The organism is Kurthia sp. YJT4 (assembly GCF_030219945.1).
GTDB classification, from domain to species: Bacteria; Bacillota; Bacilli; order Bacillales_A; family Planococcaceae; genus Kurthia; species Kurthia gibsonii.
The window spans coordinates 795,620-812,007 of the sequence record NZ_CP126689.1 but is presented as its reverse complement, the minus strand read 5'-3'; the positions used below and the strand labels follow the sequence as shown (position 1 = coordinate 812,007).

General features: G+C 35.3%; 17 protein-coding genes. 2 read left to right on the top strand and 15 right to left on the bottom strand.

Going from position 1 to position 16,388, the window contains the following annotated elements; translation table 11 throughout:
* Nucleotides 1–67: 67 nt before the first annotated feature.
* The 4 genes from QN089_RS03890 to QN089_RS03875 form a co-directional block, all read right to left on the bottom strand.
* On the bottom strand, nt 68–583 hold the full coding sequence (locus QN089_RS03890) for a hypothetical protein (protein ID WP_285216001.1): 516 nt from the start codon (nt 581–583) through the stop codon (nt 68–70).
* A gap of 15 nt (nt 584–598) precedes the next feature.
* On the bottom strand, nt 599–907 hold the full coding sequence (locus QN089_RS03885; RefSeq protein WP_068454795.1) for a hypothetical protein: 309 nt from the start codon (nt 905–907) through the stop codon (nt 599–601).
* A 29-nt stretch (nt 908–936) separates the two neighbouring features.
* Complete coding sequence (locus tag QN089_RS03880; RefSeq protein WP_285216000.1) at nt 937–1,707, bottom strand: FliA/WhiG family RNA polymerase sigma factor; 771 nt, start codon at nt 1,705–1,707, stop codon at nt 937–939.
* Nucleotides 1,708–1,802: 95 nt separating this feature from the next.
* Nucleotides 1,803–2,477 (bottom strand): GntR family transcriptional regulator, encoded by a 675-nt coding sequence (locus QN089_RS03875; protein WP_285215999.1) that lies wholly within the window; start codon nt 2,475–2,477, stop codon nt 1,803–1,805.
* A 206-nt stretch (nt 2,478–2,683) separates the two neighbouring features.
* Here QN089_RS03875 and QN089_RS03870 point away from each other — a divergent pair, with 206 nt between their 5' ends.
* Together QN089_RS03870 and QN089_RS03865 are read left to right on the top strand one after the other, a co-directional pair.
* Nucleotides 2,684–3,967 (top strand): MFS transporter, encoded by a 1,284-nt coding sequence (locus QN089_RS03870; RefSeq protein WP_285215998.1) that lies wholly within the window; start codon nt 2,684–2,686, stop codon nt 3,965–3,967.
* Between the two features lies 1 nt (nt 3,968).
* Nucleotides 3,969–5,219: a M20 metallopeptidase family protein gene (locus QN089_RS03865; RefSeq protein ID WP_285215997.1), complete on the top strand. Its 1,251-nt coding sequence runs from the start codon at nt 3,969–3,971 to the stop codon at nt 5,217–5,219.
* A 146-nt stretch (nt 5,220–5,365) separates the two neighbouring features.
* Here the strand turns inward: QN089_RS03865 and QN089_RS03860 are convergent, their stop codons facing one another.
* Genes QN089_RS03860 through fliR form a run of 11 tightly spaced genes read right to left on the bottom strand, consistent with a single transcriptional unit; the run spans nt 5,366 to nt 16,384 of the window.
* The gene (locus QN089_RS03860) at nt 5,366–5,728 is read right to left on the bottom strand and encodes a hypothetical protein (RefSeq protein WP_285215996.1); all 363 of its coding nucleotides are present in this window, start codon (nt 5,726–5,728) and stop codon (nt 5,366–5,368) included.
* Nucleotides 5,728–6,228, bottom strand: a complete 501-nt coding sequence (locus tag QN089_RS03855) for a chemotaxis protein CheD (RefSeq protein ID WP_068454812.1) — start codon at nt 6,226–6,228, stop codon at nt 5,728–5,730. Before QN089_RS03855 ends, QN089_RS03860 begins: the two co-directional genes overlap by 1 nt.
* A gap of 1 nt (nt 6,229) precedes the next feature.
* A complete protein-coding gene (locus QN089_RS03850; RefSeq protein ID WP_411257683.1) occupies nt 6,230–6,859 on the bottom strand; it encodes a chemotaxis protein CheC in 630 nt (209 codons plus the stop codon).
* A gap of 9 nt (nt 6,860–6,868) precedes the next feature.
* Nucleotides 6,869–7,315: a chemotaxis protein CheW gene (locus QN089_RS03845; RefSeq protein WP_068454818.1), complete on the bottom strand. Its 447-nt coding sequence runs from the start codon at nt 7,313–7,315 to the stop codon at nt 6,869–6,871.
* A 15-nt stretch (nt 7,316–7,330) separates the two neighbouring features.
* Nucleotides 7,331–9,379 (bottom strand): chemotaxis protein CheA, encoded by a 2,049-nt coding sequence (locus tag QN089_RS03840; RefSeq protein WP_285215994.1) that lies wholly within the window; start codon nt 9,377–9,379, stop codon nt 7,331–7,333.
* 10 nt (nt 9,380–9,389) lie between these two features.
* On the bottom strand, nt 9,390–10,484 hold the full coding sequence (locus tag QN089_RS03835) for a protein-glutamate methylesterase/protein-glutamine glutaminase (protein ID WP_087680162.1): 1,095 nt from the start codon (nt 10,482–10,484) through the stop codon (nt 9,390–9,392).
* Nucleotides 10,485–10,488: 4 nt separating this feature from the next.
* Nucleotides 10,489–11,358, bottom strand: coding sequence for a MinD/ParA family protein (locus QN089_RS03830; RefSeq protein WP_231726951.1), 870 nt, complete (start codon nt 11,356–11,358; stop codon nt 10,489–10,491).
* Entirely contained in the window at nt 11,358–12,479 is a 1,122-nt protein-coding gene (gene flhF, locus QN089_RS03825; RefSeq protein WP_285215993.1) for a flagellar biosynthesis GTPase FlhF, read from the bottom strand. Before flhF ends, QN089_RS03830 begins: the two co-directional genes overlap by 1 nt.
* A complete protein-coding gene (flhA, locus tag QN089_RS03820; RefSeq protein WP_068454831.1) occupies nt 12,476–14,509 on the bottom strand; it encodes a flagellar biosynthesis protein FlhA in 2,034 nt (677 codons plus the stop codon). Before flhA ends, flhF begins: the two co-directional genes overlap by 4 nt.
* A gap of 12 nt (nt 14,510–14,521) precedes the next feature.
* A complete protein-coding gene (gene flhB, locus QN089_RS03815) occupies nt 14,522–15,604 on the bottom strand; it encodes a flagellar biosynthesis protein FlhB (protein ID WP_087680163.1) in 1,083 nt (360 codons plus the stop codon).
* Nucleotides 15,605–15,607: 3 nt separating this feature from the next.
* Complete coding sequence (gene fliR, locus QN089_RS03810; protein ID WP_285215992.1) at nt 15,608–16,384, bottom strand: flagellar biosynthetic protein FliR; 777 nt, start codon at nt 16,382–16,384, stop codon at nt 15,608–15,610.
* Between the last annotated feature and the right edge of the window lie 4 nt (nt 16,385–16,388).

Sequence of the window (16,388 nt, the reverse complement as noted above, 5' to 3'; positions counted from 1 at the left end):
TCAGAATACGTGTGTATTTAACACCGTTTGTAATAGTACCATAATATTAACAGTGTGACAAGTTATTTTACTTGTTTTTTTCTTGGAACTTAATCATTAATTCTACTTCGGTTTTACCGCGATTCAATTCTTTCGCAATTTCATCGATTGATTTACCGCGCATATACATAGCCTTTACCCGTTCATCAATTGTTTGAACCTTTTTTTCTTGTACAGGCTGTGTCGAAGTTTGTGCACCATATGCTTTTTTTGCATAAGATTTTGGTAAAGTAAACGCTGGCTCCTTCGCGTCTTTTTCTTGCTCTTCGATTAGTACTTCTTCTTTTACTTGTTGTTTTTCAGCTACTTGATGATCTGATTCTTTTTTAGAAGGTGATGCTTGTTTTTTTAAAGCTTCAATCAATCGTGCATTTTCATCTTCAATATCTACTAAGAACGACGAGATTGAGGCTTCCATTTCTTCAATTAATCGTTCTTGTCGTTGTTCATTTTGTTTAAAACGATTCATCTTCATATTGAGTAATACTAAAAAATAAAAACAAAGTAAAAGGAGAATGAATAGAATCGTCACTATGATTACCATCTCATTCTCTCCTCCTTATCCACTAAAATCAAAAAAGTTTCCTTTATAGGGATGCTTTGTTCGATTTTTATTTAGTTTTTCATTTTCTTCGCGTTCTTCTTTTTCTTTTCTTTCTCTCTCTTGATCTTTCGGTTCATCTTGTCGCAATTCTTTGAGCTTTTCAGATTCTAACAAAGAGGTGTGATTCTTTTCGATTTGTTTATTCAAAGCTGCATTTGCCAAGTCTTGCCCAGCATTTACTTGTTGCTGCGCTTGTTCAACTTGTTTTCCCGCATCAAAAGTCTTAGGTATCGCAATTTGTAACTCTATGCCTTTTAAACTCATCGCTCATCTCTCCTCTACACACTAAAAAATCACGTATTATTCATTTCATCTTGTAATAAATTTTTTAGTTTAAATAACGCTTTAGAATGAATTTGAGAAATACGTGATGTCGATAAATTTAATACTTCACCAATCTCAGTTAATGTTAATTCATCTGTATAAAACATACTTAATACAAGCTGTTCTTTTTCGTTAAGATGCTTAATACTTTCTGCTAAATCTTGCAACAACTCTGTTTGAACCGCTTGCTGTTCGGGTGTTTTTGTTACTTCATCTCGAATGACGAAACTTTTATTATCGACTTCATCAAAGTCCTGTAGTTGTTCATCGATTGATAAGACATTCGAAAAAAGATGCTCTTGCATCGTTTGATATACTTCTTCGATTGGTACATCCAATTCTTTTGCTACTTCTTCTGGTGTCACATGACGCTGTAGGCGCTGTTCCATCGCTTCAATTTTCGCATCTAATTTTTTCGTTTTTTCACGTGCTGATCTCGGCAACCAATCTTCTTTTCTTAAACCATCTATAATTGCACCTCGCACACGAAAAGATGCATAAGTATCAAATTTCAAATCACGTGTAATATCAAATTTATTAAGCGCATCAAAAAGTCCCATCATTCCAAGGCTCGTTAGTTCATCTCTTGATACACTTTTAGGTAATCCTGTACTAATTCGTTGCACATGATACGACACTAAAGATTTATATTTTTTCATGAGCAAATCGCCAGCACGAGGATCTTTGTGAGCGGACCAATCTTGCCATAGTTTCGTTTCTTGCGTTGAAGCCGATTGCATCTGCTACGCCCTCCATTTCTTCGTTCAATACTTATGAAATATTATAACAAATACTTTTTACAAATGGGAACTTAAACAAGGAACTTCTTAACCTTCTATACTTTTTTGTAACGATATAGTGAAGGTTCTTGCTTTCGAATGAAAATTTCCACTTGTTCTTTTGCCATCTCAATATCATTTTTTTCAATCGCTTCGATTGTTTGCAATAAACTTTCATAACGCTCTTCTAAACGATTAAAGTCCGTCCAATACACACGGCAGTACGTTAGTGTGATACAAGAAATATCATTGTACATCTTTTTAAATGCTAAATTATCTGCTACTTCTGTCATCAAACGGAGGATTCGGTCACAATCTAAAATATATGCGACAATATTTTTTTCATCTAAACTTCTCTTTGCTTCTATTGCTAATGTTTTTAATTGTTCAATATGTTCTTCTGTCCAAAGTGGTTGCGCATATGTCAAAATAATCCATGTCAGTTCTACTAAAGCATCTGTATACGCGATAAATTCTTTGTCCGTAAACTCCTTCACACGCACACCTTTACGCGGTAAGCGTTCTAATACACCTAAATTTTCTAGAATATAAAACGATTCTCTAACAGGAATATTACTTACGCCAAGAGCGATTGCAACATTTGATTCTTTTACCCGTTCGCCATGTTTTAATTCGCCTGTAAATACTTTAAGTAAAATCTGATTGGCAATTGTATAAGGTAATAACTCTTTTTGTTCTTCATCTAACATATAATAATTTTTTAATTCCACAGCTTGTCAGCCCCTCATTTTTTTCGTTCTCACGTGAAAGATAATTTAATTTTACCAAATCTTCTATTTCAAGTAGACATTTTATAAAATTATATATAATATATAATATATAATTTAGCTAATATTATAAAGCAACACTTTCTCAAAACATAATTGCAATTAAAAAACTGAATATTCGCCATTTTAACACAAAGGGGAAAACACTTATGAAAAAAGATGGGAAGATTTTTTACGGTTGGTGGATTTTACTCGCTTCAATTATGATTATGACTTTTTTATACGCACCAATTGCAAACTTAGTATCCTTGTTTATTAAACCTGTTACGGAAGATTTAAAAATGGAACGTGCTGATTTTATGAATTATTACACGATTATGGCGCTCGCATCGATGGTTGCTGCTCCACTTGCTGGTCGTTTAATGAAGCGTATTCCAATTCGTATTTATTTAACGACTTTCACATTATTCGGTGCTATTTCTTATATTGGTTTTTCATTTTCTTCAACTGCTTGGCAATTCTATTTATTCGCAATTCCTATGGGAGCTGCTCTTGCTGGTGCTGCAATGATTCCTGTGTCTGTATTAATTACAAACTGGTTCGTTGAAAAACGAGGTCTAGCACTTGGTATTGCTTTAGCAGGTACAGGTTTAGGTGGTGCAATCTTAAGTCCGATTACCTCTTGGTTAATTACAGACTTCGGGTGGCGCACAGCTTACTTAACAATTGGGATCATCATCATTGTAGCGATTATTCCATTTACACTTTTCATTGTCACACTTACACCTGAAAGCAAAGGTTTGTTACCTTTAGGCGCGAAAGATATACCAACAAATGAAAACGCTCACAAACCTATATCAGGTGTTTCACAAAAGAGAACATTTTTATCTCTATCTTTCTGGTGCTTCTGTCTAGCTATTTTAGTTGCAGGTATTGTTATTAATGGATTGATTATCAACATGGTCCCATATTTAACCGACTTAGGTGCTTCACCACAACATGCAGCACTACTTCTTTCACTTGGTTCTATTATGGTCATCGGTGGTAAATTACTAATCGGTAAATTATATGACTCACTCGGCTTATTTATTACAATTACGATTATTTGTATTGGCTCTTTCGCAGCATTATTCTTTATGATGCACGGGAATCTACTGATCCCAGGTATCTTATTCACGATTGGTATGGGTATTGGCGGCACAGCTGTTACAGTAACACCTGCTTATTTAACAGGCGCTTTATTCGGTGAAAAAGACTATGGTGCAAAATATGGAATCGTTGCCATCTTCACATCACTTGGAGCAGCGATTACACCGATTGTATCAGGTGCCATTTATTCAATTAATCAATCCTATGATTTATTAATTTATGTATTACTGGGACTAACTGTTGCAGAAATTATTTTATTTACAGTCGCAATTAAAACAAAGCCGAAAGCAGATGAAGAATTAACTGTTGAAACAGCACCTATAACACATGAAGGGGGAATTTAACATGCATACGATTTTAAAACAAGCCGAAAAAATTGAGCAGCAAATTATTGCAGATCGTCGCCATTTACATCAACATCCAGAATTAGGATTTGAATTACCTGAAACACAGCAATACATCTTAAATCGTTTACAGGAGATGGGGATTGAAGGGAAGCCTTGTGGTGTACTACCAGATGAGGTAAGAGAGAAATATGTACGTGCTGGGTTCCCAGAGCAAGCACATTGTACAGGGGTTGTAGCTACAATCGGACAAGGTGAACCTTGTATATTACTTCGTGCCGACATGGATGCTTTACCGATTGAGGAAGAAGTAGACGTTTCTTATCAATCAACAAGACCTGGGAAAATGCATGCATGTGGACATGATTCCCATGTTGCGATGCTACTTGGTGCGGCGCAAATATTAAAAGCACATGAAGCTGACTTACAAGGTACTGTTAAATTGATGTTCCAACCTGGTGAAGAATGGGGATTCGGTTCTAAACTCATGTTAAATGATGGATTGCTTGAAAACCCAAAAGTAGATGCCGCCTTTGCTATTCATATTATGCCCGATCAAGAAGCGGGTACAGTTTCAATTCACGAGGGCATCGTCTCCCAAGCGATGGATTCTTATATTGTAGATATTCAAGGAAATGGTGGTCATAGCTCGCAACCTCATAAGACAATTGATGCGAATATGATTATGAATCAACTATATACAAGTTTAAATCTATTATTTACAAGAGAGGCTGACCCGAGCGCGCACGTTACTTTTTCAGTTGGTGCGATGAGCGGTGGGACTGTCACGAATGTTATTCCTGATAAAGCTGTATTACAAGGAAATATGCGTAGTTATGACCAAACAATTCGTGACCACTTATGTAAACGAATCCCTGAAATGATTGACCATACAGTAAAAGCATGGCGCGGTGATTACACAGTAACTGAGTTTCATACACCGACAACTTATAATGATCCAACAATGGTAAAGTTACTTACTCCATTCATTGAAGAAATTGTTGGAAAAGAACAAGTTGTAGATTTAGGTATGTTGAGTGGTTCAGAAGACTTCTCACATATCTCACAAGAAGTACCTGCTACATTCATCGTGTTAGGAACAGGAAAAGAAGGAAATGCGCCTGTCCATAACCCACGTATGCAACAGCAGGAAGAAATTTTTAAATACGGTGCAGCATTACACGCACATATTGCGATGCAGTGGCTGGCACAACAAGTAAATGTCTCAGAACAAGCTGTAACTAATTTATAAGATAAAAAGAAGAGGTTGGGACATAAGTACAAAAAACACATCCCACATGAGCATAAGAAAAACTGGAATCGCGCTGTGGCGCGGTTCCAGTTTTTCGTTGCGAACTCTAAAAAAAGAAGATAACATGTTTCCCAACCTCTTCTTTTTTATTTTTCATCTTGCATCATCGTTTGAATCGCTTTAGCAATCTCCTCTGACTGTTCATCTGAAAACTCAACAGTCGGTTCTGGTGAAGGTAATGACTCTTCGCTACTTCTTTCCTCTTTTGCTATAGCTTCTATACCTGATTCAACACCTTCATCAGGCTGTTCTAACTGATCTGAAGGTGTCGCTATAATATAAGCAATTAATGCACGTACAATATAAGCCACTATAAAAGCAATAGCTGCCCACATTAAACCGTATAAAATAGTTGTTAGAGGAGCTTGATTACTTTGAAATCGCGCAAAAAAGTAAATTGTGAAACCTGCTAAAGCAAACCAAAAGTTATAAAATATTGAACCAAACATTAGAGATCTTTCACCCCTTGATTTACTGTTCTAATATTTAACAAACCCGTTTCAGGATTAAATTCAATTGTTCTTCCACTATTCCCACCTGTATCTTGTGCTAATACAGGAATCATATATTTTCTTAATTGCTCGATTACCGCTTCTACGTTACGAGGTCCGATACGCATCGTATCATTTGAAGATGTAAACTGAAACATTTGCGCGCCGCCTGCAATTTTTGCTTTTAGTTTATAAGATGAAGCTCCAGCTTTTTTTAATGCTTCAATTAATGCTGGAATGCCTGTATCTGCAAATTTCGCAATATTCATCGTTCCACTTTTAGCTACTTTTGAATCTGGTAACATAATATGAATAAGTCCTGCAATACCTTTAGATTGATCGTAAACAACCACCCCAACGCATGAACCAAGTCCTGATGTTCGAATTGTTGAGGGTGCTGTTACGATGTCCATTTGGGCAATGCCCACTTTGACAACACTTTGACTTCCAATAATCATTTTACGACACTCCCAATGCTTTAAAAATGGCTTTAAAAGACTCTGGGTTTGGTAGTAAAAAGAAATGTCCATTAACTTGTTCATCTTCTGTCATCGTTTCTTCAAAAATCGATGTATCAATCACAATTACATGATCACTTATTTGTGACAGTTCAATTAATCCAAAACTAATGATGGCACCGAACATATCAACACTTAAAGCGGGTGGAGTGGGATAAATTTTAAGCCCTGTAAAATCTGACAATGCAGATAGATATGAACCTGACAAAATATTTCCTAACTCTTGCATTGCTGATACGCCTAGCTCCAAGTTATTTTGTTTCTGTAAATCAAAATGTTCATCATGAATTAAACGACGTATAAAACGATTTGCTTGTTCAATTGGTAGGATGAAGAACATACCACCTTCTGCATCTCCATCAATTTGTAAATAAGTTCCTGCGACTACTTGTTCAGCACCACCGCCACGTTCAACCATATCATCAAACGAAACCATCTCAACTGCTGGTACACGCATATCAATTTTTGTATTTAATAATCCTGATAATGCAGTTGCTGCGTGTGCTGCACCGATATTGCCAATCTCTTTTAATACATCTAAATGAAATGAAGTAATATTTGTCATATTCATCTACCTTCTTTACTTTAAGGTATTTAGTACTTTTTCTAAGTTTAATAAAATAAGCAAACGTTTATCAATTTTTGCTACGCCAGCAATGAATTCTTCTTCTAATGATCCAACCACTTCTGGTTGTGGTTCGATTGCATTTTTAGGTAAGTCCATTACATCATTTGCTGCATCAACGATTAATCCAACTTCCATATCTGCGTATGAAATAATAATGATACGTGTATCCTCACCTTGAACATCTGAATGAATACCAAAACGCTCACGTAAATCGATAATCGGTGTTACTACACCACGTAAATTAATAACACCTTTTACATAATGTACGGTACTTGGCACACGTGTAATAAAGACCGTTTTTTCGATTCCCTGTACTTGTGATACTGGAATAGCATATTCCTTATCGCCTAATTGAAAGACGATGACTTTTACGACTTCTGTATCTAATAATTCTGTCATAGCTGACACCTCTTTCTATTTAATAAGTGCGTTACAATCAACAATTAATGCAACTTGTCCATTTCCTAAAATTGTTGCTCCAGAAATCGCAAATACATTCGTTAAGTAGTTTCCTAAAGATTTTAATACAATTTCTTGTTGTCCAATAAATGAGTCCACAACTAAACCTGCAATACGATCGCCCTTACGCACTAAAACAACAGATAGGAATCCATCATCTTCACGATCTTCACGCGGTACTTCAAAGATTTCATCTAAGAAAACAAGTGGCACAACTTTACCTCGGAAATCAATGACTTTTTGATTATGTGCATTTAAAATATCGCTACGTTTAATAATCGATGTTTCAATAATTGAAGATAGCGGCACTGCATACACTTCTTTTTCGATTTCAACAAGCATAACTGAGATAATTGATAATGTTAATGGTAACTGAATTGAGAATAATGAACCTTTACCATGTTCAGACTCAATACTAATACTTCCACCTAATGACTCAATTGTTGATTTCACAACATCTAAACCAACGCCTCGTCCTGATACATCTGAGATAACTTCAGCTGTTGAGAAACCAGAAGCTAAAATCAACTCATTAATCTGATTATCTGTCATAGAATGACTTGCTTCTTCAGTTACGACACCTTTAGAAATTGCTTTTTGTAATACGCGTTCACGATCAATACCAGCACCATCATCTTCAATTTCAATAAATACGTGGTTACCACTATGATATGCGCGCAATTCGACTGAACCTGTTTCTGGTTTTCCAGCTGCTAAACGCTCTTCTGGCGATTCGATACCATGATCCAATGCATTACGGATTAAGTGAACAAGTGGATCACCAATTTCATCAATCACTGTACGATCTAATTCTGTTTCAGCACCAATAATTTCTAAATTGATTTTCTTTTTTAAATCTCGCGATAATTGACGAACCATTTTAGGGAATCTGTTAAATACCGTTTCTACAGGAACCATACGCATATTTAAAATAATATTTTGAAGATCGCCCGACACGCGTGTCATACGCTCTACTGTGTCGTTTAATTCGTTATGGTTTAATTCCATTGAAATGGATTGTAAACGTCCTCGATCAATAACCAATTCCTCAAATAGATTCATTAAGATATCTAAACGCTCGATATTGACGCGAATTGTTTTACTTGAATTATTATTTTTCACGGTTTTTGGTGCTTCTGTTTTTGTCGGTGTAGCTTTTGTAGGAGTTGGCTTTGGCGTCTCTACTGCCGCTACTTCTTCCACTTTCTTTTCTACTACATCACTTGGCATTTCCATCTTCTTCAATTGAACAGGTTGTACATTAACAACATCTACTTCTGAAACTTTCATAAGCTTTTGTTTTAAATCGTCTTGATTTTCTTTTGTTACAAAAGCAACTGAAAAGTCCGTATCAAACTTTTCTTCTTCTAATTTTTCAACTGTCGGTGTAGATTTAATAACCTCACCTAACTTTTCTAAAATCTCAAATACCATATATACACGCGCTGCTTTTAATAGGCAGTCTTCACGTAATGAGATATTGATTTCATAAGCTGAAAATCCTTGTTCCATTGATTGTTCTAAAACTGTTTGTTCAAAGTCATCAAAGATGAGTTTTGATTCAGCTACTTCAGTTACAGTTTCAGAAGGTGCAGCTACGACTGTTTCAATATTTTCGATTGATTCGCCTGATTCTAAGCGTTTTAACTTTTCAACTGTTTGTGTGACATCTTTTTTACCGTCTCCACCATTTGAAATATCAGACACCATTTCTTCTAAGTGATCTACTGATTCGAAAACTACATCTAATAACTCAGCTGTTACTTGAATTTTATGATTACGTATTGCATCTAAAACATTCTCCATTTTGTGTGTTAAATCGGCAATATCTTCAAATCCCATCGTCGCTGACATACCTTTTAATGTATGTGCGTTACGGAAAATATCATTTACAATCTCGATATTGTCTGGATTTTGTTCTAATACTAATAAACTTTCACTACATGATTGTAGATGCTCATTACTTTCATCAATGAATACCTCTAAATATTGATTTGTATCCATAGTTCCCCTCCTAGTATAAATAATTCAAAATAGCTTGAGGTATTTCGTCTAATGGTGCAACGCGATCAACTAACCCCGTTTTTTCTGCCGATTTCGGCATACCATATACTACGCACGTACGCTCATCTTCTGAAATAACACGTGTATTCCCAGATCGCTTTAACATTTTAATTCCCTTAGAACCATCTGCACCCATACCGGTCATAATGACAGCAATACGATCAATGTCTGTTAATGTAGCTACACTATCAAATAACACGTCTACTGCTGGTTTATGCCCGCCTACGACTGGAGCATGTTCATCAATATGAATTGAATATGTCATACCTACTTTTCTAGCGGTCATTTGATAACCTCCAGGTGCAATATAAGCTGTGCCTGGTTGTAATAAATCACCCTGCTCAGCTTCTTTAACTGTTATATCGGATAGTTGATCCAATCTTTTTGCTAAAGATTTTGTAAAACCTGGTGGCATATGCTGTACGATTAGGATGGGTGCCTTTATATCTTTTGGTAATCGTGTTAAAACTTCTTGAAGTGCTCTTGGTCCACCTGTAGATGTACCAATCAAAATAATTTTTTTATGATTTTTATGCCAAACTTGATTTGTCTTTTCTTGTATTCTCTTTTCTACTATTATAGGTTTTTCAAATATCGGTTTCTTGATTGGTATTTTTGATATACGTTCTTTTCTGCGTAACTTCTCTATTGGTATATTTGATGCAGCAATGACTTTTTCAATTAAATCATCCTTAATTTTATCTAAATCAAGTGAAATTGTACCACTTGGCTTGGCAATGAAATCTACTGCACCATTCGCTATTGCTTCCATCGTAATAGCTGCATCTGCTGTCGTAGTAGATGAAAGCATGACGACTGGTTTTGGATTTTCAATCATTAACTGCTTTACGGCCTCAACACCTGTCATTTCTGGCATTTCAACATCCATTGTCAAAACATCTGGATTTAGTATTCTCACTTTTTCTAAAGCATCTCTACCATTACGTGCAGTCCCAACCACTTCTATATGTGCATTTTCTGAAAAAAATTCTGTAATTAGTTTTCTCATAAAGGCTGAATCATCTACGATGAGCAATTTTTTCATGGACTCAGGACCTCCTTTTAGAAAATAGACCTCTTAATTTTGAAATAAATTGATTTTCTTGCGTCAATTGAATTGGATTATTTAAATCATTCGTCAAATAGCGTTCGACAATTCCGTCCATTGCTTTAGAGGCTTGGCAAGTAGGATATCGCTTTTTATAAGGAATCTGTTGATTAATTGCTTTACGAACTTGTAAATCTTCTGGAATCATTCCTAATTCTAATACCTCTTTTGCTAAAAAACGAGACATCGTTGTTTTCAGCCTTTCCAACGTTAAGAGTCCATCATCTTTTGATAATGCACGATTACATACTAGGTAAAAATCTTTTTCTTCATCCTTCATATGTATATACTTCATCATGGAATAAGCATCTGTAATGGATGTCGGTTCTGTTGTAGACACTACTACGATATGATGGACAGACATCATAAATTGCAATGACCATTCTGTAGCACCCGCTCCCATATCAAAGAGAATAAAGTCGTAGTTCTTTTGTAGCTCATTAAAAGCAAAAATAAGACGCTCAAACATAAAGTCTGACCATTGTAATAGCGAAGACATTCCGGAACCACCAGCGATAAAATCTAAATTCTTTTCATCTTGATGAATAACCTCTTGTATGGAACACTCTCCTTGTAAATAGTTCGTTAAACTATTTCTAGCTGTTTTTCCTAATAAGATATGGATATTCCCCATACCAATATCCATATCTACAATTAGGACACGATGATTTTGTTGTGCTAGAGTAAGTGCAAAGTTTGTAGTAAAGTTACTTTTTCCTACACCGCCTTTACCGCTGACGACAGCAATTGTTTTACAAACTGTCGTCTGTTGTTGTTGCATTTTTTCTCTCAATAGGGCTGCTTGATCCATTATGATTCAACTCCTTGAAAAATTAATTCCACGAGTTTAGACACAGAACCTTCTTCAATATTTTCTGGTACTTCTTGACCATCCGTATAGTAAGCAAGTCCTTTATTATATTTAACCATTAAATTCACCATTGAGCCAATAGTATTTGTTTCATCCATCTTTGTAAAAATGACTTGTTGGATGTCAAATGTCGAAAATTGTTCAATAATCGTTGCCATATCAAGCTGTTTCGCCGTTAAAGCGAGTACTAAATAATTTTGAACATTTTGTTTTGTATCAATTAATTCTTCTAAATCGGCGATAAATTTCGCTTCTTTATAATTTCGACCCGCCGTATCAATCAATACGAGATCATGACCTGAGAATTGCTTAATTGCGCGTTCATAGTCTTCCTTTGTATAAACAACTTCTACGGGCGCATGCAATAAATTAGCATACGTTTTTAACTGTTCAATTGCTCCAATGCGATACGTGTCTGTTGTAATAAACGCCACTTTCTTCTTTTTTTCTAATACGGCACGAGCAGCAATTTTAGCAATTGTTGTTGTTTTCCCTACACCTGTTGGACCTAAAATATTTACAAATTTCCGTTCAAAATTAACGCCACCCATTGGGTACTTCGATAATTTCTTATACATTGATTCTTGTGCATGCATCAATAATTGCTCATATGTTGTAGCCGGCTCATTTCGCACGATGTCAAAAAGCTCATCACAAATTTCTGTGATGAGTTCTTCATTCAATTCTTGCTTTTGTAAGTGCATATAAATTGGTTGAATAATCGCAGGGATATGATTAATTGTTTTCTGAGTTGATGTTTGCTTAATCATTTTTTTTAATTCATTTAATTGCTTTTGAATAGCTTCATTTTGTTGACTCAACGCGTATTTTTCTTCAAAATCACGTTGTTTTTCAAACACATCTAAATCAGGTCTTGTATCGGCTACTTCAACCGCATCAACACCTGCAAGCACTTCAAATTGTTTTTTCTTAAATAGACCTAAAAAGCCTTTTGTATAAATGACTTTGGAGCTGACGACAACTGCGTCATCTCCTAAATCATTTTTAACTTTTTTCATGGCTTCTGGCATTGTTTGAGCTATATATTTCTTCATTTTCATTCTACATTCACCACTCCAACACTTTGAATTTCAATTGAAGCATCTAATTCATTATAAGATAAAATCGGAATTTGTGGGAAATAACGTTCGGTTAATTGACGTACATACATTCTTACTGCTGGTGAACATAAAATAACCGGTGACTGATCAATAAATGATACACGCTCTAATTCAGCTGCAATCGATTCTAAAATGGCTTGTGACATTTGTGGGTCGAGAGCTAAATAATTCCCATGATCTGTTTGTTGAATACTATCTGCAATCGCTTTTTCAATCTTTGCTGAAACCGTTAGTACTTTCAATTCTTGTTGATTTCCAGCATATTGTGTCGTAATTTGACGTGCTAAAGATTGACGTACATACTCAGTTAACACATCTACATCTGATGTTAATTTCGAATAATCTGCCAGTGTTTCAAAAATAATTGGCAAATTACGTACAGATACACTTTCATCCAATAATTTAGATAATACTTTTTGAATTTCCCCTATACTCATTGGTGTAGGTGTTAATTCTTCAACTAAAATTGGAGAAGTTTCTCGTAAGTGATCAATTAATTGTTTTGTTTCTTGACGACCTAATAGTTCAGAGGCATTCGCACGAATAATTTCAGTTAAATGAGTTGATACGACACTAGGCGGATCGACTACTGTATAACCTAACATTTCTGCATCTTCTTTTACTTGCTCATTAATCCATTTAGCAGGTAAACCAAATGAAGGCTCAATTGTATCAATTCCATCAATTGAATCATCATCACCAGGACTCATCGCTAAATAGTGATCTAATAATAATTCACCTTTTGCTAATTCATTCCCTTTAATTTTAATTCGATATTCATTCGGCTGTAATTGAATGTTATCTCGAATACGCACTACCGGAATGACAATACCTAACTCTAACGCTAATTGACGACGAATCATCACAACACGATCTAGTAAATCGCCACCTTGTGATGCATCTACTAATGGAATTAATCCGTAACCAAATTCAAATTCAATCGGATCTACATTTAATAAGTTCACCACATTCTCTGGGCTCTTCAAGTTATCTGTTGTCACTTCTTCTTCAATTTCCTCAATAGCTTCTTCTGTTTCTTTATTCATATTTTGAATACGGTAGCCTATAAATGCCACAACTGCCGCTACCGGTACTGTAAAGATAATTTGAATCGGTGTTACAAAACCAAGAAGTAAAATTGTAGCTGCTGCTATGTATAACAATTTAGGGTTTGATAATAACTGACCTGTGATATCTTCACTTAAGTCACCTTTTGACCCAGCACGTGTTACTACAATACCTGTAGCAGTTGAAATAAGTAAAGCTGGAATTTGTGAAACAAGACCATCACCTACAGTTAATGTAGAGAAATGTGTAATTGCTTCTGTAAAATCCATATCCATTTGAACAATCCCAATAATCATCCCAACGATTAAGTTGATTAATACAATGATAATACCAGCAATGGCATCACCTTTTACGAATTTTGTCGCACCATCCATTGAACCATAGAAATCTGCTTCATTACTTACTTTTTCACGTCGTTCACGTGCATCTTTTTCAGAAATTAATCCCGCATTCAAATCAGCATCAATGGCCATTTGTTTCCCTGGCATCGCATCCAATGTAAAACGAGCTGCAACTTCTGAAACACGCTCTGACCCTTTCGTTATAACAATAAATTGTATAATTACGAGGATGACGAACACAACGAGACCAACGAGAATATTTCCGCCGACAACGAATGTACCAAATGTTTCTACTACGTTACCCCCGTCACCATGTGATAAAATAGCTCGCGTTGTAGACACGTTTAAACCTAATCGAAATAGGGTTAATAATAGTAGTAGAGATGGGAAAATCGAGAACTGTAAAGCTTCTTTCATCGTCATAGAAGTTAGTAATACGAGTAAGGCCAATGTTAAGTTCACAATGATTAAAAAACTAATTAACCAAGGTGGCAAAGGTACTACAAGCATTGCGACAATCATGATGACTGCACTTAAAACACCGATATCGCGAATTTTCATTGTTGTACCTCCCTAAATTTTTTGTTTAATACGATAAACATATGCGAGTACCTCAGCAACTGCTTTAAAAAACTCATCTGGAATGCGTTGATCAATTTGAACTTGATCATACATTGCACGAGCCAACGGTCGATTTTCTACCATCACAATATCATGTTCTTTCGCAATTAATTTAATTTTTTGCGCTACATAATCTGTACCTTTAGCAACTACTTTTGGTGCTTCCATTGTCGCATCGTCATATTTTAATGCAATCGCGTAATGTGTCGGGTTTGTAATAACGACATCTGCGTTTGGAATTTCTTGCATCATTCGGCGCATCGCCATTTCACGTTGGCGTTGCTTAATTTTTGATTTAATGAGGGGATCTCCCTCTGTATTCTTATATTCATCTTTAATATCTTGCTTCGACATTCTCAGATTTTTTTCATAGTCAAATTTTTGGTAAAAATAATCTAAAACAGCGATAAATGCTAATACAACACTTGCTGTTAATCCCATTAATACCGTTAATTTAGCGATTGTAGTTAAAGAATCTCCTGGTGTCTTAAACGATAAACTAAGTACATCACTCAAATTTAAAATGATAATAACCGTTGTAACTGTTCCGATAAAAGAGATTTTTAAAATTGATTTAAGCAATTCAATAATCGCACGCATTGAAAAAATACGTTTAAATCCTTTAATAGGATCAATTTTTTTCAAATCAAACTTTAACGTTTCAGTTGTGAAAAGCAAACCGAATTGAAAAAAGTTCGCTGCAACTGCGGCAATCATTGCTATTGCCATAATAGGTAAGAGGATTATAGCCATTTCGACTAAAATATCTTTGAACATTTCCATAACCGACTCAACAGAAATCGATTCAATTAACACGGTATGCGTAAATGTTTCTCTAAAAAATGTTAATAAATTTTCTCTTAAATATGACCCCATTATTAAGAGGTACATAAAGATGGCAAGCAAGACAAACGCGCTGGTTACGTCCTGACTTTTTAAAACTTGACCTTTTTTTCGTGCATCTTGCCTTTTCTTCGGTGTTGCTTTCTCTGTTTTTTCACCTGCGAAAAACTGTAGATCTAATTTTAAAAGCATTGACTATCCACCACCTAATATCACCATAAAATCTCGCATTGCTTCAAACATCACGCGGAATAGCTTTTGCATAACTGCTACCATAACGCCCATTGTAACAATCATAATGATAAAGCTAACACCAATTTTTATCGGAAAACCTACAACGAAAATGTTTAATTGTGGTACTGTTTTTGCTGTAATCCCTAAAGCTAAATCGACTAAAAATACCGTTGCAACAACTGGAATTGCCATTTGAAAAGCAATTGCAAATACGGCTGTAAATGTCTTCATAATAAATGTACTTGCTGCTGGATCACCAAAGTTCGGCCATACACTTTGTAATGGAATATATTCATAACTATAGTATATTCCATCTAGCAACATATAATGTGCATTTGTTGTAATTAATAATAAAAGTACAATTGTTTGGAAAAACTGACCAATTAATGGACTTTGAGTTCCTGTCATTGGATCAATAATATTAGCAATTGCAAAGCCAATCTGAAAATCGATAAAACTACCAGCAATTTGCACGGCCGATATAATAATATATGCAAGTAAACCAAGTGAAAGTCCTACTACCGCTTCTTTTAAAACCAGCATCGCGTAAGCATCATCAATTTTAATAACCGTTTCTTCCATCGTATAACTCATAATCCAAGCAAATACTACAGCTAAAAAGATGCGATCTTTTACAGGTATTGTTTTATATGAGAAGAAAGGTACTGTCACAAAAAAGGCACTTAAACGAATTAGAACTAAAAAGAATACCGGAAGCTTAGGTATAATCTCTGTCATATAC